The organism is Cupriavidus sp. HE11, assembly GCF_056097175.1.
In genome coordinates, this window is the sequence record NZ_CP184464.1 from 2,187,107 (window position 1) to 2,210,144 (window position 23,038).

Sequence of the window (23,038 nt, forward strand, 5' to 3'; positions counted from 1 at the left end):
GCAAGCCTGCGTCAGGCGGCTCGGGCCTGGGCCCGGCCGCTGCGCAGGGCATCGAAGAATGCCCATAGCTGGGGCGCGTCCCCGGTAGCCACATTGAAGCGGATCCACGGCGAATCGGTTTCATCGGGCTCGAAGTACGAGCCGGGCGCCAGCCAGATGCCGTGCTCCAGCGCCAGCGTTGCCAGCTGGTTGCCTGTCAGTGCCAACTCGCCGCCGGCCTGCGCCAGGCGGGCCCAGGCGAACATGCCGCCGTCGGGCCGCAGCATGATCTCCAGTCCATGCGCTTCCATCTTTTCCGCCACGCGATCCTGTTGCGCGCGTAGCCGTTCGGCCAGCGCGGCCACGTGCCGTCCATAGTGGCCGCTGGTCAGCACCGAATACACGAGCCGTTCGGTGACCTCTGACGAGGTCAGTCCCACTGCCATCTTGGTCTGCGCGAAGGCCTTGGCAAGGTCCGGGCTGGCCGCCAGGTAGCCCACGCGCAGCGACGGGGTGATCGTCTTCGAGAATCCGTTGACGTACACCACCTGCGACAGGCCGTCCATGGCCGCCAGCATCGGCGACCCGGCTGGCGCCAGTTCGCGGTAGATATCGTCTTCCACCACCAGCAGACGGTGCTGCTCGGCCAGTTGCAGTACGCGGAACGCGTTCATGCTGGTCAGGCTGGCGCCGGTCGGATTCTGCAGCACCGTGTTGACGAACAGCGCCCGGGGCGCGTGCTGCCGGATGGCGTCTTCCAGCGCATCGGTGTCCAGGCCCGCATCGGTGCGATTGACGCCAATCGCCCGCAGGCCGGCCAGCCGCAAAATCTGCAACAGATTGCAATAGCAGGGCGATTCCACAAGCACGGTGTCACCGGGGCGCAGCAGCGTGCGCACCACCAGGTCCAGCGCCTGCGTGGCGCCCTGGGTCAGCACCACCTGTTGCGCCTGCACGGGAATGCCGTACTGGCTCAGGTGCGTGGCGATGTGCTCGCGCAACGCGCCGAAGCCATACGGATGGCCGTAGCCCGAAACCTGCGCCGCCGGCACGCGCGCCGCACTGCGCATGGCCTGGTGCAGGCCTTCCTCGTTGAGCCAGTCACCGGGCAGCCATCCGGCGCCAGCCTTGATCGGCACGGAATGGTCGGCGAAGACATCGGACAGCAGCCAGGCGGCATTGAGCGCCGGAGCCTCCCACTGCGAAGTGCGTGCCTGGCCAGCCGGCGTATGCCGGTGGGCCACGGTGTAGCCGGAGCCCGGCCGGGCCGTCAGGTAGCCCAGCGCGGTCAGGCGGCCATAGGCCTCGGCCACGGTGAACGTGCTGACGCTGTGCTGCTGCGCAAAGCGGCGTACAGATGGCAGCAGGGCGCCCGCGCGCAGGGCGCGCTGGTCCACCAGCGCGGCAATGCCGGCCACGATCTGCTCGGTCAGGGTCTCTCCGCCACGGCGGCTACGTGCGAGGTTCAGGTTCAGCATGGGGCGGCTGCAAGGTGCGAAACCTGTACAGTGTACTGGCTACGTCGGCCGGGTGCCCGAATTGGTGCGTCGCAGCGTGAATCCCGCGTGCCTGATCGGTTTCAGCGCTGCAACAGCGTATCGCCGGAGGCCTTGCAACGCCCGCCACGGCGCACTGACCTGTACGGTTTTCGATGACTAAACTGTACGGTAAGGCGACGATCTCGTTACCGTATATTCTTTACGCCAGACCCCGCCGGTAGAGTTGCCGGAAACCTCGGCGTCGCATTCCGCGCGCCACCCTGCACACCGCACCAGGAGAACGTATGGACGCCGCCAAGACCGTGATTCCCGATCTCGAAGCCCTGTGGATGCCGTTTACGGCCAATCGCCAGTACAAGGCCGCCCCGCGCCTGCTGGCATCGGCCAGCGGCATGTACTACACGACCCACGATGGCCGCAAGGTGCTCGATGGTTGCGCCGGTCTCTGGTGCGTGGCAGCCGGCCATTCGCGCAAGGAGATCGTCGAGGCGATCGCGCAGCAGGCGGCCACGCTGGACTATGCGCCGCCGTTCCAGATGGGCCATCCGCTGGAATTCGAGGCCGCCACCAAGGTGGCTGCGCTGATGCCCAAGGGTCTGGATCGTATTTTCTTTACGAACTCGGGTTCGGAATCGGTCGACACGGCGCTGAAGATTGCCCTGGCCTACCACCGGGCGCGCGGCGAAGGCCAGCGCACGCGCATCATCGGCCGCGAGCGTGGCTACCACGGCGTGGGCTTCGGCGGCCTGGGCGTGGGCGGTATCGGACCGAACCGCAAGATGTGGTCGGCCAACGTGATGCCGGGCACCGACCACCTGCCCGCCACGCTGAACATTGCCGAGGCGGCGTTCTCGAAGGGCCAGCCGCAATGGGGCGCCCACCTGGCCGACGACCTGGAACGGCTGATCGCGCTGCACGACGCATCGAACATCGCCGCCGTGATTGTCGAACCGATGGCGGGCTCCGCCGGCGTGCTGATCCCGCCGGTCGGCTATCTGGAGAAGCTGCGCGAGATCACCAGCAAGCACGGCATCCTGCTGATCTTCGACGAAGTGATTACCGCTTTCGGCCGCCTGGGCGCCGCCACCGCGGCAGAGCGCCTGAAGGTCACGCCTGACCTGATCACGATGGCAAAGGCCATCAACAACGCCGCCGTGCCGATGGGCGCCGTGGCCGTGCGCCGCGAGGTGCATGACGCCGTGATCAACGCCACGCCGCAGGGCGGTATCGAGCTGCCGCACGGCTACACGTACTCGGGCCATCCGCTGGCGATGGCGGCCTGTATCGCCACGCTGGACCTGTACAAGAGCGACAGGCTGTTCGAGCGCGCGGCCGAGTTGTCGCCGAAATTCGAAGCGGCCGTGCATGGGCTGCGGGGCGCGCCGTATGTGAAGGACATCCGCAACCTGGGCATGGTGGCGGGCGTGGAACTGGAATCGCGCCCCGGCGCGCCGGGCGCGCGTGCCTACGAGGCGTTCCTGAAATGCCTGGAGCTGGGGGTGCTGGTACGCTACACCGGCGATATCCTGGCGTTCTCGCCGCCGCTGATCATTTCCGAGGCCGAGATCGACCAGTTGTTCGATACCTTGAAGCAGGCCCTGCAGAGCGTGAAGTAAGACCTGCCCCGAGACATAGAGGAAGACCGCAGTGAACATCGCAGAAAACCGGCAGATTGCCGAGATCCATCACTACATCGGCGGCACCGTGCAACGCGCGGGCATGGACCGCTTTGCCGATGTGTTCAACCCGGCCACGGGCGCGGTTGCGGCCCGCGTGGCGATGGGTACCACCGATGACGTGGCCGCCGCCGTGGCCGCCGCCAAGGCGGCCTGGCCGGCCTGGGCCGAGATGCCGCCGCTGCGCCGCGCGCGCATCCTGTTCAAGTTCAAGGAACTGCTGGATCGCCACCACGACGACCTGGCCGCGCTGATCACGCGCGAGCACGGCAAGGTGTTTTCCGATGCCAAGGGCGAAGTCACGCGCGGCATCGAGGTGGTGGAGTTCGCCTGCGGCATCCCCAACCTGCTGAAGACCGACTTCACCGACAACATCGGCGGCGGCATCGACAACTGGAACCTGCGCCAGCCGCTGGGCGTGGTGGCCGGCATCACGCCGTTCAACTTCCCGGTGATGGTGCCGATGTGGATGTTCCCGGTAGCGCTGGCGTGCGGCAACACGTTCGTGCTGAAGCCGTCGGAGCGCGACCCGTCGCCGAGCCTGCTGATCGCCGACCTGCTCAAGCAGGCCGGCCTGCCCGATGGCGTGTTCAACGTGGTGCAGGGCGACAAGGTGGCCGTGGACGCACTGCTGGCGCACCCCGACGTGCAGGCGCTGTCGTTCGTCGGGTCCACGCCGATCGCCGAGTACATCTACACGGAAGGCACGAAGCACGGCAAGCGCGTGCAGGCACTGGGCGGCGCCAAGAACCACCTGGTGGTGATGCCCGATGCCGACCTGGACCAGGCCGTCGACGCGCTGATTGGCGCGGCCTACGGCTCGGCCGGCGAGCGCTGCATGGCGATCTCGGTGGCCGTGGCGGTTGGCGATGTTGCCGACAAGCTGGTGCCGCGCCTGGCCGAGCGCGCCGCGTCGCTGAAGATCCGCAACGGCATGGAAGGCGACGCCGAGATGGGCCCGCTGGTCACGGCCGCGCACAAGGCCAAGGTCGAGGGCTATATCGCCAAGGGTGTGGCCGAGGGTGCCAGGCTGGTGACCGATGGCCGAGGCCACAAGGTGGACGGTCACGAGAACGGCTTTTTCGTCGGCGGCACGCTGTTCGACAACGTCAAGCCGGACATGACGATCTACAAGGAAGAGATCTTCGGCCCGGTGCTGTCGGTGGTGCGTGTGCACGACTTTGCCGAGGCGGTGGACCTGATCAATCGCCACGAATTCGGCAATGGCGTGTCGTGCTACACCAGCGACGGCGGCATCGCCCGCGCGTTTGCGCGCCAGATCCAGGTGGGCATGGTCGGCATCAATGTGCCGATTCCGGTGCCGATGGCCTGGCATTCGTTCGGCGGCTGGAAGCGCTCGCTGTTCGGCGACCACCACGCCTACGGCGAGGAAGGCGTGCGCTTCTACACGCGCTACAAGAGCGTGATGCAGCGCTGGCCCGACAGCATCGCCAAGGGCGCGGAGTTCACGATGCCGGTGGCGAAGTAATCGCCGCCCTGATTTCCCCGATGCCGGATGGCATCGTCGTCTTGAAGGCGCGCCTGACCGGGGCGCCTTTTTTTCGCCCCATGTTCATGCCAATTCGTTGCACTCGTATGAGTTTGCGACATTCTTGCGCGCGTTGACGGTCCTCAATTCCTGACTGCGAAGCGACCGATACGCTTTCGCGACCCGTCACGGCCCGGACCGTGTCGGCAAGGGGATCTCATTCCCGTTTGCGCGGCGATGGCCGTTACCGCAGGTCCCTCGGTCACGACAGGGCCGTTGCTTGGCGCGCGAGGGGAACTGTACTGGGAATAATCAGATGAAGCTGGAGCAAGCAAAGTTGCTGCGCATGGGCGCAGTCGCCATGTGCGCGTTCGCGCTGGCTGCGTGTGGCGGTGGCGACGACAACAATGGCGGCAAGGCGGGTGGGACAGCCGTTGGCGCGTCCGGTGGTACGGGCGGTGGTACGGGCGGTGGTACGGGCGGTGGTACGGGCGGTGGCGGCGGCACGGCGCCGCAGGCCACGATCGTTGCCGGGAAGGTGGATGCGCCGTTCGTGCCCGGCAGCGATGCCCGGTATGCGTCGATGGGTCTCGGCACGCTGCAGGGCGGCCTCGATGGCGTGCTGCAGGAATCAAACGGCGCATATCGCACGATTGGCGCATATCGCGTGGCCGATGGATCGCGCGTCGGCGGCATGGCAGGTAACGCCGCATTTGCGATGGGTAGCTGGGCCGGCTCGATCGTCAATGCCACCACCGGCAAGGAAGTGACGGCGCCAAGCGGACTGTCCTACGTGGTATTCAACCGGACGGAAACAGTGGCGTCGGACGGCGTGCTCGCCTGCACGCCATACCTGACATCGCCCCGCATCGCGACCGGCAACGGTGAAACGCTGGGCGGCAACGCGACGATGACCATTGCAGGGGGTGTCGTTTCGGTCAGTGCCGACCTCAAGCTCAAGCAGGCCAATGGCAACGAGACCGCGCTGAATTTTGCCACCACGTTTACGAACGGCATTCGTTCGACCTCGTACATGGGCCTGTTGGGCGCTACGTCCAGGGAACTGGAATACAGCATCAGCGTGGGAGCCGGCAGCAACGACAGTCACATCGTCGTTGTGCCGTGGAAGCTGAATCTTGCAACCGGGGCGCAGTACGGCGCGGCGGTGCTGGACTGCAAGCGGCCAAGCTGACACGTGCGACGGCGCCGCCACGCGCGGTGCCATGACAACCGCGGCTCCGGCGCGTATCATCGCGCCCTTTCCGCCGGCGCCCCCCCGCCATCCAAAAGATGTGCGGCCCTGGACGCCGGTGCGACTTGTACAACCTATAGTCAATGCACGGACTGTCGCCCGGAGCCGCCCATGAGTCTCTTCCGCACCAAGAACATCGAATCCATGCTGGATGTCAGCGAGCATGACGGATTGCGCAAGGTGCTTGGGCCGGTGGATCTGGTGCTGATGGGCATCGGGGCCATCATCGGCACCGGCATCTTCGTGCTGACCGGCACCGGCGCGCTGACCGCCGGCCCGGCGCTGACCGTGTCGTTCGTGATCGCGGCCATGGCCTGCGGCTTTGCAGCGTTGTGCTACGCGGAGTTTGCGTCGGCGATTCCTGTTTCCGGATCGATCTATACCTACAGCTACGCCACGCTGGGCGAGATCATCGCGTGGATGATCGGCTGGGACCTGCTGCTTGAATACGGGCTGGCGACCTCGGCGGTGTCGGTGGGCTGGTCGGGCTACTTCCAGTCGCTGATCGCCGGCTTCGGCCTGCATCTGCCTGCCGCGATCACGGCCGCGCCGGGCTCGGTGCCGGGCGTTCATACGCTGGTGAACCTGCCCGCCATCCTGATCATGCTGGCGATTACCTGGGTGGTGTCGTACGGCGTGCGCGAGTCGGCGCGGCTCAACAACGTGATGGTGGCCATCAAGATCACCGTGGTGCTGCTGTTCATCGCGGTGGGCGTCTGGCATGTGAAGCCGGTCAACTGGCAGCCGTTCGCGCCGTTCGGCTTCACCGGCATCTTCAACGCGGCAGCGCTGGTGTTCTTCGCGTTCATCGGTTTCGATGCCGTGACGTCGGCGGCCGAGGAGGTGCGCAATCCGGGCCGCGACCTGCCCATTGGCATCATCGGTTCGCTGGCGGTCTGCACCATCCTCTATGTAGCCGTGGCGGCCATCATGACCGGCATCGTGCCGTTCATGAAGTTCGAGGGCGTGGATCATCCGGTGTCGCTGGCGCTACAGTATGCGGGGCAGAACTGGGTGGCCGGGTTTGTGGACCTTGGCGCCATCCTGGGCATGACCACGGTGATCCTGGTGATGACCTACGGCCAGACGCGCATCATCTTTGCGATGTCGCGCGATGGCCTGCTGCCCGAGGCGCTGTCGGCCGTTCATCCGGTCCACGCAACGCCGTTCACGGCCACGTGGACGGTGGGCATCGTGTTCGCGACCATCGCCGGGTTCGTGCCGCTGAACGTGCTGGCCGAGCTGATCAACATTGGCACGCTGTCGGCCTTCACGCTGATCTCGATTGCCACGCTGGTGCTGCGCCGTACGCATCCGCACCTGCCCCGTACGTTCCGCTGCCCCGGCGTGCCGGTGGTGCCGCTGTTGTCCGTGGCGTTCTGTGTGTTCCTGATGGCGCATCTGCAGAAGCTGACGTGGATCGCGTTCCTGTGCTGGCTGGCGCTGGGGCTGGTGATCTACTTCGCGTACTCGCGCCGCAACGCCGTGCTGCACAACCACGGCGGCGACGCCCGGGGCTGATCAGCGCGCGCCGGCCTGCTCGAAGAAGGCGCGCGAGCGCGGCTCGCCCGCGTAGGCCGAATTGATGCGCACCCATGCCGATGTCTCGCCGCCGGGGCGGAAGAAGTGCCCCGGCGCCAGCGAGATGCCCTGGGTCTCGGCCATCGCCACCAGCTCGCGCGAATCGTCGATGCCTGGCGCGCGGGCCCACAGGAAGTTGCCTCCGGCAGGCTCGCAGAACACCTCCCAGCCGTACTGGCCAAGGATCTTCACGGCATCGGCCGTTACCTCGCGCGTGCGCACGCGCAGCCGCTCCACGTACTTGCGATAGGCGCCGCGCTCCAGCATCGTCGCCGTCACGGCTTCGGCAAAGTGCGATCCCGCCACGCTGGTCAATACCTTCACGTCGATCAGGTCCTTGATCAGCGCCTTGTCGGCGACGATATAGCCCACGCGCAGCGCGGCCGACACCGTTTTGGAGAATCCGCCGATATAGATCACGTGCTCGAGCTGGTCCAGCGTGGCCAGGCGGTCGGTGAAATTGAGCTGGAAGTCCGAGAAGATGTCGTCTTCGACAAAACGGAAGTTGTGCCGGCGCGCCAGTTCGAGCAGGCGGAACGCCACCGGCGGCGCCAGCGTGGAGCCGGTGGGGTTCTGCAGCACGCTGTTGGTAAAGAACAGCTTGGGCTTGTGGTCGCGCAGCAGGCGCTCGCATGCCTCGGGGTCAGGGCCGTTAGGCGTGTGCGGCACGCCCACCAGCTGCACGCCATGCATGCGCAGCAGCCCGAACAGGTTGTAGTAGCCGGGGTCTTCCACGAAGACCGTGTCGCCGGGCTTCAGCAGATGGCGCACGATCAGGTCCAGCGCCTGGCTGGCGCCTGAGGTGATCAGCACCTGAGACAGTTCGGCCTCGATCCCCACCTGCCGCGTGCGCGTCAGCACATGCTTGCGCAGCGCCGGGTGGCCCAGCGGCGTGGCGTAGTGGATCACGCTGTCGATGTCGTGCCGGGTGATATGGCGAATCGCCTGCGTCAGCCCCTCCACATCGCGCCATTCCTCGGGCACGAAGCCGCCCGCAAGCTTCAGCGTGCCGCTGGGATGGTGGAACTGGTCGATGATATGCAGCGACAGGTCTTCGGCCAGGCTCGGGTCCGACCACCCGCGCCCGCGACGCCCGGTCAGCGCGCTCTCGGCCACGTAGAAGCCCGAACCCTGGCGCGAATCGACCAGGCCCTGCGACACCAGGCGGTCATACGCCTCGATGACCGGAAAGCGGCTGATGCCGTGTTCGGCGGCCAGCGCGCGGATCGACGGCAGGCGGGCGCCCGGCGTGGCCTCGCGCGAACGGATCCAGTCCTTCACGCCCAGCACGATCTGTTCGGTCAGGGGGACGCCGGTGGAAGGGTCGATGACGAGTTTCATGGGTGACGGGGGCGGCAACTGTCAGTCAAAACTACTGAACAGTTCAACGAAAACTGTTCGGAACTGTGCATGGGATTGTAGTCCCCGCCATGAATAATGGAAGCGTGGCGCAGCGCCCCCTTTTTGCCTCCGATCCATGGATCCAGAGCGGCTGTGTCGGCAAGACAAGGAGACACCCATGCGTGAACTCAGGACTTTCGAACTCGACGAACCGGGCCACCCCGTGAGCTGGCGCGCGCGCCACGGCCAGAGCGTGACCGCGCTGGAAGGCACCCTGTGGCTGACCCTGGAAGGGCATCTGGCCGATATCTGGCTGCGTCCCGGCGATGCGTATGCGCTGACCGAAGGCGAACGCGTCTGGCTGTCCGGCGAGGCCCCGGCCACCCGCTTCCTGCTGACCGAAACCCCCGCGCCATGGTCGCTGCGCCGCGCCGCGTTTATTGCGCGCCAGCTCGGGCGCCGCTGGGACGCCCGCAAGACCGACGCCTTCGGCGACTGCCCGCAAATCCACGCCTGACCGGGCGCCGGACGCACTTTCTCCTGGGATCCGGAGCCGCCATCGTCACCTTCGCCGACCTCCCGCGGCGAAGGGGGCGGCTTCCGGGCCCTTCTTCCTGCTTCTTTCCCGCTTCTCTCCCCTTTTTCCGTCCCCGCCGCTGTGCGACGATGCCAGCCATGGTCCTTGGTGCTTTCCCGCGCCCCTGGACTTACGTTAACGTAAACGTCATATAATCGTCCGGCCCCTGTCAGCGCGGTCGCAGAACCGCCGGCGCATCGCCAGCATGGGCAGCCAGCCACATAACAGAGCGGTGGAGACAATGACTGATCTTTCTGATGTGAGCAGGACGGCGGCCGCCCGGCCCCAGGCGGCTCAAGGCAATGGCCCGGCCAACAAGGTGCGCTTTGTCACCGCAGCGTCGCTGTTCGACGGCCATGACGCATCGATCAACATCATGCGGCGCATCCTGCAGTCGCATGGCTGCGAAGTGATCCATCTGGGACACAACCGCTCCGTCCACGAGGTGGTGACCGCCGCCTTGCAGGAAGACGTGCAGGGCATTGCCATCTCCAGCTACCAGGGCGGGCACGTCGAATACTTCAAGTACATGATCGACCTGCTGCGCCAGCACGGCGGCGAGCACATCCAGGTGTTCGGCGGCGGCGGCGGGGTGATCGTGCCCGACGAGATCCGCGAGCTGCAGGCCTACGGCGTGGCGCGCATCTACAGCCCGGAAGACGGCCAGCGCATGGGCCTGGCCGGCATGATCGCCGACATGGTGCAGCGCTGCGATATCGACCTGACGCGCTACGCGCCATCCACGCTCGATGCCGTGGCCGGCGGCGACCGCCGCGTGCTGGCGCAACTGATTACCGCACTGGAAAACGACAAGGCCGCACCGGCGCTGGTCGATGCGCTGCAGGAGCGCGCCAGGGCGTCCACCACGCCAGTGCTGGGCATCACCGGCACGGGCGGCGCGGGCAAGTCGTCGCTGACCGATGAACTGATCCGCCGCTTCCGCCTGGACCAGCAGGACGCGCTGTCCATCGCCGTGATCTCGATCGATCCGTCGCGGCGCAAGTCCGGCGGCGCGCTGCTGGGCGACCGCATTCGCATGAATGCGATCAACCATCCGAACATCTTCATGCGCTCGCTGGCCACCCGCGATGCCGGCTCGGAGATCTCGCAGGCGCTGCCCGACGTGATCGCCGCGTGCAAGGCCGCGTCCTTCAACCTGGTGATCGTGGAGACGTCGGGCATCGGCCAGGGCGACGCGGCCATCGTGCCGCATGTGGACCTGTCTTTGTACGTGATGACGCCCGAGTTCGGCGCGGCGAGCCAGCTTGAGAAGATCGACATGCTCGACTTTGCCGATTTCGTGGCGATCAACAAGTTCGACCGCAAGGGCGCGCAGGATGCCTGGCGCGACGTGGCAAAGCAGGTGCAACGCAACCGCGAGCAATGGCATGCGAAGGCCGACGAGATGCCGGTCTACGGTACGCAGGCATCGCGTTTCAACGACGACGGCGTGACCATGCTCTACCAGGGGCTGGTGGCGTCGCTGGCCGAGCGTGGCCTGGAATTCAAGCCGGGGGCATTGCCGAAGCTGGCCGGCCGAATCTCCACGGGCCAGAACGTGATCGTGCCGCCTGCGCGCAACCGCTATCTGGCCGAACTGGCCGATACCGTGCGCGCCTATCACCGTCGCGTGGCCGGGCAGAGCCGCCTGGCGCGCGAGCGTCAGCAGCTGCGCGCGGCCGGGGCGATGTTGAAATCGTCGAACAGCGATGCCGACGGACAGGCACTCGAAGCGCTCGCCACCGAGCGCGACACGTCGCTGGGCAGCGTGGAGCGCAAGCTGCTGGCAATGTGGCCGCAGATGCAGGCCGCCTATAGCGGCGACGAGTACGTCGTAAAAATCCGAGACAAGGAAATCCGTACCGGCCTGATTACCACGACGCTGTCGGGCACCAGGATCCGCAAGGTGGTGCTGCCGCGTTTCGAGGACGAAGGCGAGATCCTGAAATGGCTGATGCGCGAGAACGTGCCGGGCAGCTTTCCGTACACGGCCGGCGTCTTCGCCTTCAAGCGCGAGGGTGAAGATCCCACCCGCATGTTCGCGGGCGAGGGCGATGCGTTCCGCACCAATCGCCGCTTCAAGCTGGTGTCCGAAGGGATGGACGCCAAGCGCCTGTCCACTGCGTTCGACTCGGTCACGCTCTATGGCGAAGATCCGCACGAGCGGCCGGACATCTACGGCAAGGTGGGCAACTCGGGCGTGTCGATTGCCACGCTCGACGACATGAAGGTGCTGTATGACGGCTTCGACCTGACCAGCCCGGGCACGTCGGTGTCGATGACGATCAATGGGCCTGCGCCGACTATCCTGGCGATGTTCATGAACACGGCCATCGACCAGAATCTGGACAGATTCCGAGCCGATAACAAGCGCGAGCCGACTGCCGACGAAGAGGCGAAGATCCGCGCCTGGGTGCTGCAGAACGTGCGCGGCACCGTGCAGGCGGACATTCTCAAGGAAGACCAGGGCCAGAACACGTGCATCTTCAGTACCGAGTTCTCGCTGAAGGTGATGGGCGATATCCAGGAATATTTTGTCCATCACCAGGTACGGAATTTCTACTCGGTGTCGATCTCGGGCTATCACATCGCCGAAGCCGGCGCGAATCCGATCTCGCAGCTGGCGTTCACGCTTGCCAATGGCTTCACGTACGTCGAGGCCTATCTGGCGCGCGGCATGCATATCGACGACTTCGCGCCGAACCTGTCGTTCTTCTTCTCGAACGGCATGGATCCCGAATACAGTGTGCTGGGCCGCGTGGCGCGCCGCATCTGGGCCGTGACGATGCGCGACAAGTACGGCGCCAACGAGCGCAGCCAGAAGCTGAAGTACCACATCCAGACGTCGGGGCGGTCGCTGCATGCGCAGGAGATCGACTTCAACGACATCCGCACCACGCTGCAGGCGCTGATTGCCATCTACGACAACTGCAACTCGCTGCACACCAATGCCTATGACGAAGCCATCACCACGCCCACGGCCGAGTCGGTGCGCCGGGCGCTGGCGATCCAGCTGATCATCAACCGCGAATGGGGCGTGGCGAAGTGCGAGAACCCCAACCAGGGCAGTTTCCTGACCGAGGAACTGACCGATCTGGTAGAGGAGGCGGTGCTGCAGGAATTCGAGCGCATCGCCGAACGCGGCGGCGTGCTGGGCGCGATGGAAACCGGCTACCAGCGCGGCAAGATCCAGGAGGAGTCGCTGTATTACGAGCAGCTCAAGCATGACGGCACGCTGCCCATCATCGGCGTGAATACCTTCCGGAATCCGAATGGCGACCCGACGCCACAAACGCTGGAACTGGCGCGGTCGAGCGAGGCGGAAAAGCAGGGCCAGCTGGCCCGCCTGGCGGAATTCCACGGCAGCCATGGCGGCGAAGCGCGAGCCATGCTGGAGCGGCTGCGCCAGGCCGTGATCGACAACGGCAATGTATTCGCGGTGTTGATGGATGCGGTGCGCGTGTGCTCGCTGGGGCAGATCACGCACGCGTTGTTCGAGGTGGGCGGGCAGTATCGTCGCAACATGTAAAAACCGGGCCTGAAAATCGGGGGGATTGGTTCACGGCACGGAGCGCTGGGGCTACACTCTTTGCTCCGTCGCCGTCAGGCCATCCATTCCCGAGATACCCATGCAAGCCGAGTACGACAGCAACAATATCTTCGCCCGCATCCTGCGCGGCGAGCTCCCGTGCTTCAAGATCTACGAGGACGCCGACGCGATCGCGTTCATGGACATCATGCCGCAGTCCGACGGCCACGCGCTCGTGGTGCCGAAGGAAGCAGCGGTGGACCTGTTCGGGCTGTCCGAGAAGGGTGCCGCCGCGGCCATCCGCGCGACCCAGATCGTCGCACGCGGCGTGCGCGAGGCGTTCCAGCCGGACGGCGTGGTCATCAGCCAGTTCAACGGCGCAGCGGCCGGCCAGACCGTGCCGCACGTGCATTTCCACATCGTGCCGCGCTATACCGACCAGGCCCTGCGCGGCCATGCACGCCAGCAGCAGGACATGGAAGTGCTCAAGCAGCACGCTGCGCGCGTGGTGGCTGCCCTGGCGAAGCTGCAGGGCTGAGCGGACGGACGCGCCGCATCGCCCCCAATTTATCGAATCAAGCAAATCACTGACAAGCAAGGAAGCGAGACATGGCAATCAAGACAGTGGGCATCGTGGGTGCCGGCACGATGGGCAACGGCATTGCGCAGGCATGCGCGGTGGTGGGCCTGGACGTGGTGATGGTCGATATCAGCGACGCGGCGGTGCAGAAGGGCATCGCCACGGTGGCCGGCAGCATGGACCGCCTGATCAAGAAGGAAAAGGCCACCGAGGCCGACAAGGCAGCCGCGCTGGCGCGCATCCATGGCAGCACGTCGTATGACGATCTGAAGCGCACCGACATCGTGATCGAAGCCGCTACGGAAAACTACGATCTCAAGGTCAAGATCCTGAAGCAGATCGACAGCATCGTCGGCCCGGACGTGATCATCGCGTCGAACACGTCGTCGATCTCGATCACGAAGCTGGCCGCCGTGACGTCGCGCGCCGACCGCTTTATCGGCATGCACTTCTTCAACCCGGTGCCGATGATGGCGCTGGTGGAACTGATTCGCGGCCTGCAGACCAGCGACGCCGCGCACGCCGATGTGGAGACGCTGGCAAAGCAGCTGGGCAAGTACCCGATCACGGTCAAGAACAGCCCGGGCTTCGTGGTCAACCGCATCCTCTGCCCGATGATCAACGAGGCGTTCTGCGTGCTGGGCGAGGGCCTGGCATCGCCGGAGGAAATCGATGAGGGCATGAAGCTGGGCTGCAACCATCCGATCGGCCCGCTGGCCCTGGCCGACATGATTGGCCTGGATACGATGCTGGCGGTGATGGAGGTGCTCTATACCGAGTTCGCCGATCCGAAGTACCGTCCGGCAATGCTGATGCGCGAGATGGTGGCCGCGGGCTACCTGGGCCGCAAGACGGGCCGCGGCGTGTACGTGTACAGCAAGTAAGCCTGGATCCCACTGCTTGTTTGCTCCCCTCTCCCGCAAGTGGGAGAGCGGTGGCACGGGACACTTCCGATCACCGATGGTTTGCTCCCCTCTCCCGCAACGCGGGAGAGGGGCCGGGGGAGAGGGCGCGGCGTTCAGATTGCCACAGGACGGCAAGCAGCACCTCGATGCCCTCTCCCCCAACCCCTCTCCCACAAGTGGGAGAGCGGCGGCACGGGACACTTCCGGTCACCGATGGTTTGCTCCCCTCTCCCGCAACGCGGGAGAGGGGTCGGGGGAGAGGGCGCGGCGTTCAGATTGCCACAGGTCGGCAAGCAGCACCTCGATGCCCTCTCCCCCAACCCCTCTCCCACAAGTGGGAGAGGGGAGAGCGGCGGCACGGGGCACTTCCGATCACCGATGGTTTGCTCCCCTCTCCCGCAAGTGGGAGAGGGGAGCGGCATCGCAGCCCCGCAGCACCACAGCAGCGATATCACTCCCCGTACTGCCGCAATCCCTCCAGATCGAGCACGTCGATCACGCCGTAGTCCACCCGCACCAGGCCCTGCTGTTCCAGCACCTTGAGCGCCTGGTTGGCGCGCTGGCGCGAGATGCCGGCCAGCAGTCCGATCTCTTCCTGCGAAATCTCCAGCGTCGAGCCGATGCCCGGATACAGGTGTTCGTTGAACAGCGATGACACCGCGCGGGCCACGCGCGAATCGATATCGAGCAGCCGTTCGTATTCCACCGCCGCGATGAACTGTCCAAGACGCTCGTTGAACTGCATCAGCAGAAAGCGCGTGAACGGCAGGCTGGTATCCAGCAACCACTGAAAAGATTCGCGTGGGACGAAAGCGATACGCGAGCGCCGCAGCGCCATGACGTCGTACTTGCGGATTTCCTGCTTGAGCACGGCGCCTTCGCCGAACCAGCCGCCGGTGGGCACGCCTGTGAAGGTGACCGACTTGCCCGATGGCGAGACGGTGGTGATCTTGACGATGCCCTCGACCACGCCCAGCCAGTGCTCGGCCATTTCACCTTTGTGACAGACGTAGTCACCTTGTGCGTACTCGCGCACGGTCATCACGCGTTTGACACGGTCGCGCTGCTCGGGGCTCAGGTCGGCGGCCCAGGCGCAGCGGTCGATGAACGAGAAGGAGTCAGCGGCAGGCATTGCACTCCCGTAGGGATTAACCCGGAATTGTCGCCGGCGCGACAACCCGGCGGAAAGGCATCGGCTATCTTACGATCACCCGGAACCGCCCCTGCCAGCATTCCTCACCCAACAAGGCAAGGCGGGCGTGATGCGGTGCGGCAATCGTCGCACCGGACAAGGCGCCCAGTATAGCGACCGGTCTGGCGGCTTGATACCCGGCATGGTCCCTAGGCCATCCGAAGGGGAGAGGAGACAGCGATGCAGGAATCGTCGGCAACGACCTTCCCGCGATGGCTGCTGGCGCATGCCCAGCAGCGGCCCGACCATCCGGCCTATCGCGAGAAGGATCTCGGTATCTGGCAGACCTACAGCTGGCAGCAGGCAGCGGCCGAGGTGCGGGCGCTGGCCTGCGGGCTGGCCGCGCTGGGCTTCCGCCGCGGCATGAACCTGGCCGTGGTGGGCGACAACCGTCCGCGCCTGTACTGGGCCATGACCGCCGCGCAGGCGCTGGGCGGCGTGCCCGTGCCGCTCTATCAGGACGCCATCGCGGGCGAGATGGTCTACGTGCTCGACGATGCGGAGATCGAGTTCGCCATCGTCGAAGACCAGGAGCAGGTGGACAAGCTGCTCGAAGTGGAATCGCAACTGGCGTCGCGTGGCCGCGCGGTGCGCCATGTCATCTACGAAGACCCGCGCGGACTGCGCGACTACGATCATCCGTCGCTGCTGTCGTACGCCCGCGTGCAGGAAATCGGCCGCGAATTCGATCAGGCAAATCCAGGTTTTTACGATGCGCAGGTGCAGGCGGGCGCGCCCGACGACACCGCGATCATCCTCTATACATCCGGCACCACCGGCAAGCCGAAAGGCGTCTGCCATGCGCACGCGGGCCTGATCGGTGCGGCGCGCAATGGCTGCCAGTTCGATGGCCTGAGCGCCGATGACGACGTGCTGTCGTACCTGCCGATGGCATGGGTGGGCGACAACCTGTTTTCCTATGCACAGGCGATGGTGGCCGGCTTCACCGTGAACTGTCCGGAATCGCGCGAAACCGTGATGACCGACCTGCGCGAGATCGGCCCCACCTACTACTTCGCCCCGCCGCGCATCTATGAAGGGCTGCTGACGCAGGTGATGATCCGCATGGAAGACGCGGGCTGGCTCAAACGAAGATTGTTCCACTGGGCGATGGGGGTGGCGCGCCGCTGCGGCGCGGACATCCTCGACAAGCGTCCGGTGTCGGTGCTGGAACGCCTACGCTACGGAATTGGCGAAATCCTGATCTACGGCCCGCTGCGCAACGTGCTGGGCATGAGCCGCATCCGCGTGGGCTACACGGCGGGCGAGGCCATCGGGCCGGACCTGTTCCGCTTCTACCGCTCGATCGGCATCAACCTGAAGCAGTTCTACGGCCAGACCGAGACCTGCGCCTATGTGTGCCTGCAGCCCGATGGCCAGGTCAAGTTCGACTCGGTGGGGCCGGCAGCGCCGGGCATGGAAATCCGCATTGCCGACAACGGCGAGGTGCTGGTGCGCGGCGTGGGGCTGCTCAAGGCCTACTACAAGCGCGACGACGCCACGCGCGAGGCCATCAACGACGATGGCTATTTCATGACCGGCGACGCTGGCGTGATCGATGCCGACGGGCACCTGAAGATCATCGACCGCGCCAAGGACGTGGGCAAGCTGGCCGACGGTTCGATGTTCGCGCCCAAGTACATCGAGAACAAGCTGAAGTTCTTTCCGTATATCAAGGAGGCGGTGGCGTTCGGCACCGACCGCGACCGCGTCTGCGCATTCATCAATATCGATTTCGATGCGGTGGGCAACTGGGCCGAGCGCCGGCACCTGCCGTATGCCGGCTATGTGGACCTGGCCGGCCAGCCCGACGTGATCGCCATGATCGCCGAATGCGTGGAGCAGGTGAACGCCGACCTGGCCGGCGACGCAATGCTGACCGGCTCGCAGGTGGCGCGCTTCCTGATCCTGCACAAGGAACTGGACCCCGATGACGACGAACTGACACGCACGCGCAAGGTGCGGCGCGGCTTTATCGCCGAGAAATACGCGGTGCTGGTGGACGCGCTGTATGCGGACAAGCCGGAGCAGTTCATCGACACGCGCGTGAAGTTCGAGGATGGCCGCGAGGGTAGTGTGTCGGCCACGCTGAAGCTGGTGGACGTCAAGCGCTTTCCGCCCGTGGGCGGGGTGCGCGCGGCGTGAGACAGGGAGACGCACAGATGACGGCAACCCAGACAGCGTGGCAGGGCGGCGGAAGTGGTGGCGGAAGTGGCAGCATGGCGCGCGTCGATGCCACGGGCTCCATGGCTTCGCCCGGCACCATCGTTCCGCCGGGCCATGCGGACACCGTGCATGGCGACACCCTGCGCACCGGCGACGCCCATCGGCCCGACGCCCCGGCCCGCACCAGCACGCGCGGCGACGTGATCCTGGACCTGCAGAACATCTCGCTGTCGTTTGGCGGCGTGAAGGCGCTGACCGATATCTCGTTCGACGTCTGCGAGCACGAGATACGCGCCATCATTGGCCCCAACGGCGCCGGCAAGAGTTCGATGCTGAACGTGATCAACGGCGTGTATCACCCGCAGCAGGGCCGCATCGTGTTTCGCGGCCAGGAGCGCCGCAAGATGCATCCGACGGCGGCTGCCCGCCAGGGCATCGCGCGCACGTTCCAGAACATCGCGCTGTTCAAGGGCATGACCGTGCTCGACAACATCATGACAGGCCGCAACACGCAGTTCCGCACCGGGCTGCTCGCGCACGCGATGTGGTGGGGGCCAGCGCGTGCCGAGGAAATGCGCCATCGCCGCAAGGTGGAGGAAGTGATCGACTTCCTGGAAATCCAGGCCATCCGCAAGACCCCGGTAGGGCGCCTGCCGTACGGGCTGCAGAAGCGCGTGGAGCTGGCGCGCGCGCTGGCGGCCGAGCCGTCGATGCTGCTGCTGGACGAGCCGATGGCTGGCATGAACGTCGAGGAAAAGCAGGACATGTGCCGTTTCATCCTGGACGTGAACCACCAGTTCGGCACCACCATCGTGCTGATCGAGCACGACATGGGCGTGGTCATGGACATCTCGGATCGCGTGGTGGTGCTCGACTACGGCAAGAAGATCGGCGACGGCACGCCGGCCGAGGTCAAGGCGAATCCGGATGTGATCAAGGCCTACCTTGGCACCTCGCACTGAAGAAATCAGGAAACTACGATGACATTCTTCTTCGAAATCCTGATCGGCGGACTGCTCTCGGGGCTGATGTACTCGCTGGTGGCGCTGGGCTTCGTGCTGATCTACAAGGCGTCGGGTGTGTTCAATTTTGCGCAGGGCGCGATGGTCTACTTTGCCGCGCTGGCCGTGGTGGGGCTGATGGACAAGGGCATGCCGATGTGGGCGGCCGTGATCGGCGCCTTTATCGTCATGATCATCGTGGGCATGAGCACCGAGCGCCTCGTGCTGCGCAAGCTGGTGAACCAGCCGCCGATCACGCTGTTCATGGCGACCATCGGCCTGTCGTTCTTCCTGGAAGGCCTGGGGCCGCTGCTGTTCGGCAACGAGGTACGGCCGATCGAGCTGGGCATCGTCGACGAGCCCATCGAATCGATCCTGACCCACTTCAATATCGTGGTGTCGAAGTTCGACCTGGCCGCCGCGCTGATTGCCGCCGTGCTGGTGGCCGTGCTGGCGCTGTTCTTCCAGTACACCAAGGTGGGCCGTGCACTGCGCGCGGTGGCCGACGATCACCAGGCTGCGCTGTCGCTGGGCATTCCGCTACAGAACATCTGGGCCATCGTCTGGGGTGTGGCCGGCTTTGTGGCGCTGGTGGCGGGCATGCTCTGGGGATCGCGCAACGGGGTGCAGTTTGCGCTGACGCTGACTGCGCTCAAGGCGCTGCCGGTGCTGATCCTGGGCGGCTTTACATCGGTGCCCGGCGCCATCGTCGGCGGGTTGATCATCGGCGCATCCGAGAAGCTGGCCGAGATCTATATCCCGCCGGTGTTCCAGTCGATGTTCGGCGGCAACTTCGGGGGGATCGAAGGGTGGTTCCCCTACGTGTTTGCCTTGTTGTTTCTCCTGGTTCGGCCCGAGGGGCTGTTCGGAGAGAAACACATCGACCGCGTTTGACGGAGAACAACCATGCTCTACCGCGAATCCGGACAGTTCAAGACCAGCTACGTCGCCGACAGCCAGATTTTCCCGATCCGGCAAGATCGTATTTTCTTTGCTTTGCTGATGGCCGTGGCGTTTGTCGTCATCCCGTTCACGGGCAGCGAGTACTGGTTCAACGCCATCCTGACGCCGTTCCTGATCTTTTCGCTGGCGGCGCTGGGCCTGAACATCCTGACGGGCTATGCCGGCCAGCTGTCGCTGGGCACGGCCGCCTTCATGGCCGTGGGCGCGTACGCGGCCTATAACTTCCAGCTGCGGATCGAAGGCATCCCGGTACTGCTGACCTTCATCCTGGCCGGACTGTCGGCGGCGCTGGTGGGCGTGGCTTTCGGGCTGCCGTCGCTGCGCATCAAAGGCTTCTACCTGGCCGTGGCTACGCTGGCGGCGCAGTTCTTCGTGGTGTGGGCGCTGACCAAGTTTCCCTGGTTCTCGAACAATAGTTCGTCGGGCGTGATCACGGCGCAGCGGCTGGACCTGTTCGCCGTGGCGATCGATACCCCGGTAAAGAAATACCTGTTCGTGCTTGCCATCGTCACGGTGCTGGCGTTGCTGGCCAAGAACCTGGTGCGCTCGGCCACGGGGCGTGCCTGGATGGCCGTGCGCGACATGGACGTGGCCGCCGAAGTGATCGGCATCCCGCTGATGCGCACCAAGCTGCTGGCCTTTGCCGTCAGCTCGTTCTATTGCGGCGTGGCCGGGGCGCTGTACGCGTTCTGCTACCTGGGTTCGGTGGAACCGGACGGCTTCTCGCTGGACCTGTCGTTCCGCATCCTGTTCATGATCATCATCGGCGGCGTGGGCAGCATCCTGGGGTCGTTCCTGGGCGCGGCGTTCATCCTGCTGCTGCCGATCTTTCTCGATAACGTACTGCCGGCGCTGGCTGCGCTGCTGCACCTGCCGTTCACGAACGCCACGGTGTCGCACATCCAGCTCATGGTGTTCGGCGCGCTGATCATTTTCTTCCTGATCGTCGAGCCACATGGCCTGGCCCGACTCTGGCAGATTGCCAAGGAGAAGCTGCGCCTCTGGCCATTTCCGCACTAGGTATCGCTGCGTCATTTCTATAACAACGCCCGTTCGAGGTGAAGGAGACTGTGATGACAACCGTATTCCGCAATGTGCAGCGCGCCGCCCTGGTGGTCAGCGTCGCGACTGCCCTGCTGGCGCCAGCCCTGCCGGCGCTGGCGCAGGCCAATGACCAGTTCGTGGCGCTGCCCAGCTATCGCGTCGGCCCCTATGGCTCCAACGGACAATCGTTCTATGGCGGCTTTGTCGATTACCTGAACTACGTCAACCTCAAGGAGGGCGGCGTCAACGGCGTGAAGCTGTCGTGGGAAGAGTGCGAGACCGAGTACAACAACGCCAAGGGCGTGGAATGCTACGAGCGCCTGAAGGCCAAGAACGGCCAGAGCAAGGGCACCGCGTATCACACGATGTCCACCGGTATCTCGTACGCGCTGGTCGACAAGACCGCCGCCGACAAGGTGCCGCTGGTGATGATGGGCTACGGCCGCACCGACGCCGTCGATGGCTCGGTGTTCCCGTACGCGTTCCCGCTGGTCACCACCTACCAGATGCAGGTGTCGGCCATCGTGAAGTACCTGGCGACGAAGAACGGCGGGTCGCTGGCCGGCAAGAAGATCGTCTACCTGTATCACGACTCGGCCTACGGCAAGGAGCCGATCGTCGCGCTGGAGGCCGAGGCCAAGCTCGGCAAGTTCAACCTGGTGGAGATTCCGGTGGCGCACCCGGGCAACGAGCAGGGCGCGCAGTGGCTGAAGATCCGCCAGGAAAATCCTGACTACGTGATCTTCTGGGGCTGGGGCGTGATGAACCAGACCGCGCTGAAGGCAGCCCAGAAGGTGGGCTTCCCGCGCGACAAGATGATCGGGTCTTGGTGGGCAGGGTCCGAGGAAGACACCACGCCGGCCGGCGACGCCGCCAAGGGCTACATGAGCGCGACGTGGAACGTGGCCGGCAAGGGCGTGCCGCTGATCGCCGATATCGAGAAGGTGGTGTACGGCGCCAACAAGGGCAATATGCAGGACCGCAACAAGGTGGGCTCGGTGCTCTATAACCGCGGCGTGTCGGCGGCGGTGGTGACGGTGGAAGCCATCCGCGTGGCGCAGGGCAAGTTCGGCAAGGGCAAGGTGATGACCGGCGACGAGATGCGCTGGGCGTTCGAGAACCTCAACCTGACCAGCGCCCGCCTGCAGCAACTGGGCGCCACCGGCCTGCTGCCGGAGATCAAGACCAGCTGCGACAACCACGAGGGATCGGGCAAGGTGAAGATCCAGCAGTGGGACGGCACCAAGTGGGTGGTGGTGTCGGACTGGATCGAGGGCAACAAGAACCTGATCCACCCGCTGTTCAAGGCCACGGCCGCGCAGTACGCGAAGGAAAAGGGCATCACGCCGGCTTGCATGAAGTCGTAAGACTTCAGTGTGCCGGTGGTTGTCTCCCCTCTCCCACAAGGCGGGAGAGGGGAGCAAAACACTCAGGGATGCGGACATGACTCTTCTATCCGTCAACAACATCGAAGTCATCTACGACCACGTGATCCTGGTGCTCAAGGGCGTGTCGCTCGATGTGCCCGAGGGCCGCATCGTGGCGCTGCTTGGCGCCAACGGCGCGGGCAAGACCACCACGCTCAAGGCGATCTCGAACCTGCTTCACGCCGAGCGTGGCGACGTCACCAAGGGATCGATCGAATACCGCGGCCAGCGCGTGGACCAGTTGACGCCAAACGACCTGGTCAAGCGCGGCGTGATCCAGGTGATGGAAGGGCGCCATTGCTTTGCCCACCTGACCATCGAGGAAAACCTGCTGACCGGGGCCTACACGCGCGGCCTGTCGCGCGGCGAAACGCGCGACGAGCTGGAGAAGATCTACGCCTACTTCCCGCGCCTGAAGACGCGCCGCAAGTCGCAGGCCGGCTACACATCGGGCGGCGAGCAGCAGATGTGTGCGATCGGGCGCGCGATGATGGCCAAGCCGTCGATGATCCTGCTGGACGAGCCGTCGATGGGCCTGGCGCCGCAGATCGTTGAGGAAATCTTCGAGATCGTGCGCGACCTCAACGCGCGCGAGCGCGTGAGCTTCCTGCTGGCCGAGCAGAACACGATGGTAGCGCTGCGCTATGCCGACTACGGCTACATCCTCGAAAACGGCCGGGTCGTGATGGACGGCGAAGCCGAATCGCTGCGCACCAACGAGGACGTCAAGGAGTTCTACCTGGGCGTGGCCGCCAACGATGCCGAAGGCGGCGCGCGCACATCGTTCCGAGACGTGAAAAGCTATCGCCGCCGCAAACGCTGGCTGGCCTGAATCTG

General features: G+C 65.2%; 17 protein-coding genes. 14 read left to right on the plus strand and 3 right to left on the minus strand.

What is annotated here, in order from left to right:
* Positions 1-11 precede the first annotated feature (11 nt).
* The gene (locus tag ACOABP_RS10165; RefSeq protein WP_474224863.1) at positions 12-1,457 is read right to left on the minus strand and encodes an aminotransferase-like domain-containing protein; all 1,446 of its coding nucleotides are present in this window, start codon (positions 1,455-1,457) and stop codon (positions 12-14) included.
* A 305-nt stretch (positions 1,458-1,762) separates the two neighbouring features.
* On the opposite strand from ACOABP_RS10165, the gene aptA reads away from it, so the two are divergent.
* The 4 genes from aptA (at position 1,763) to ACOABP_RS10185 (ending at position 7,416) form a co-directional block, all read left to right on the plus strand.
* Positions 1,763-3,094, plus strand: a complete 1,332-nt coding sequence (gene aptA / locus ACOABP_RS10170) for an omega-aminotransferase AptA (RefSeq protein ID WP_474224864.1) — start codon at positions 1,763-1,765, stop codon at positions 3,092-3,094.
* A 31-nt stretch (positions 3,095-3,125) separates the two neighbouring features.
* Positions 3,126-4,643, plus strand: coding sequence for a CoA-acylating methylmalonate-semialdehyde dehydrogenase (locus tag ACOABP_RS10175; RefSeq protein ID WP_474224866.1), 1,518 nt, complete (start codon positions 3,126-3,128; stop codon positions 4,641-4,643).
* 316 nt (positions 4,644-4,959) lie between these two features.
* Positions 4,960-5,835, plus strand: a complete 876-nt coding sequence (locus ACOABP_RS10180) for a hypothetical protein (protein WP_474224867.1) — start codon at positions 4,960-4,962, stop codon at positions 5,833-5,835.
* A 171-nt stretch (positions 5,836-6,006) separates the two neighbouring features.
* A complete protein-coding gene (locus ACOABP_RS10185) occupies positions 6,007-7,416 on the plus strand; it encodes an amino acid permease (RefSeq protein WP_474224868.1) in 1,410 nt (469 codons plus the stop codon).
* Here ACOABP_RS10185 and ACOABP_RS10190 read toward each other — a convergent pair whose 3' ends face one another.
* Positions 7,417-8,817 carry an aminotransferase-like domain-containing protein gene (locus tag ACOABP_RS10190; protein ID WP_474224869.1) on the minus strand — a complete coding sequence of 467 codons (1,401 nt, stop codon included), beginning with the start codon at positions 8,815-8,817 and terminating at the stop codon, positions 7,417-7,419. It lies immediately after the preceding gene.
* Between the two features lie 178 nt (positions 8,818-8,995).
* Between ACOABP_RS10190 and ACOABP_RS10195 the strand changes: the two genes are divergently transcribed.
* The 4 genes from ACOABP_RS10195 to ACOABP_RS10210 all read left to right on the plus strand — a co-directional run bounded on the left by ACOABP_RS10195 (position 8,996) and on the right by ACOABP_RS10210 (position 14,387).
* Entirely contained in the window at positions 8,996-9,334 is a 339-nt protein-coding gene (locus tag ACOABP_RS10195; protein ID WP_474224870.1) for a DUF2917 domain-containing protein, read from the plus strand.
* Positions 9,335-9,635: 301 nt separating this feature from the next.
* On the plus strand, positions 9,636-12,923 hold the full coding sequence (gene icmF / locus ACOABP_RS10200; RefSeq protein ID WP_474224871.1) for a fused isobutyryl-CoA mutase/GTPase IcmF: 3,288 nt from the start codon (positions 9,636-9,638) through the stop codon (positions 12,921-12,923).
* 100 nt (positions 12,924-13,023) lie between these two features.
* Positions 13,024-13,461 (plus strand): HIT family protein, encoded by a 438-nt coding sequence (locus tag ACOABP_RS10205; RefSeq protein WP_474224872.1) that lies wholly within the window; start codon positions 13,024-13,026, stop codon positions 13,459-13,461.
* A gap of 71 nt (positions 13,462-13,532) precedes the next feature.
* Positions 13,533-14,387: a 3-hydroxybutyryl-CoA dehydrogenase gene (locus tag ACOABP_RS10210; RefSeq protein WP_474224874.1), complete on the plus strand. Its 855-nt coding sequence runs from the start codon at positions 13,533-13,535 to the stop codon at positions 14,385-14,387.
* 472 nt (positions 14,388-14,859) lie between these two features.
* Here ACOABP_RS10210 and ACOABP_RS10215 read toward each other — a convergent pair whose 3' ends face one another.
* Positions 14,860-15,540: a Crp/Fnr family transcriptional regulator gene (locus ACOABP_RS10215; protein WP_474224875.1), complete on the minus strand. Its 681-nt coding sequence runs from the start codon at positions 15,538-15,540 to the stop codon at positions 14,860-14,862.
* Positions 15,541-15,780: 240 nt separating this feature from the next.
* Between ACOABP_RS10215 and ACOABP_RS10220 the strand changes: the two genes are divergently transcribed.
* From ACOABP_RS10220 to ACOABP_RS10245, 6 genes are all read left to right on the plus strand, one after another.
* Entirely contained in the window at positions 15,781-17,745 is a 1,965-nt protein-coding gene (locus tag ACOABP_RS10220; protein WP_474224876.1) for an AMP-dependent synthetase/ligase, read from the plus strand.
* 17 nt (positions 17,746-17,762) lie between these two features.
* Positions 17,763-18,728, plus strand: a complete 966-nt coding sequence (locus ACOABP_RS10225; RefSeq protein ID WP_474224877.1) for an ABC transporter ATP-binding protein — start codon at positions 17,763-17,765, stop codon at positions 18,726-18,728.
* Between the two features lie 18 nt (positions 18,729-18,746).
* Entirely contained in the window at positions 18,747-19,661 is a 915-nt protein-coding gene (locus ACOABP_RS10230) for a branched-chain amino acid ABC transporter permease (protein WP_474224878.1), read from the plus strand.
* A gap of 12 nt (positions 19,662-19,673) precedes the next feature.
* Positions 19,674-20,750: a branched-chain amino acid ABC transporter permease gene (locus ACOABP_RS10235; RefSeq protein ID WP_474224879.1), complete on the plus strand. Its 1,077-nt coding sequence runs from the start codon at positions 19,674-19,676 to the stop codon at positions 20,748-20,750.
* A gap of 53 nt (positions 20,751-20,803) precedes the next feature.
* The gene (locus ACOABP_RS10240) at positions 20,804-22,141 is read left to right on the plus strand and encodes an ABC transporter substrate-binding protein (protein ID WP_474224880.1); all 1,338 of its coding nucleotides are present in this window, start codon (positions 20,804-20,806) and stop codon (positions 22,139-22,141) included.
* Between the two features lie 76 nt (positions 22,142-22,217).
* A complete protein-coding gene (locus tag ACOABP_RS10245) occupies positions 22,218-23,033 on the plus strand; it encodes an ABC transporter ATP-binding protein (protein ID WP_474224881.1) in 816 nt (271 codons plus the stop codon).
* Positions 23,034-23,038 lie beyond the last annotated feature (5 nt).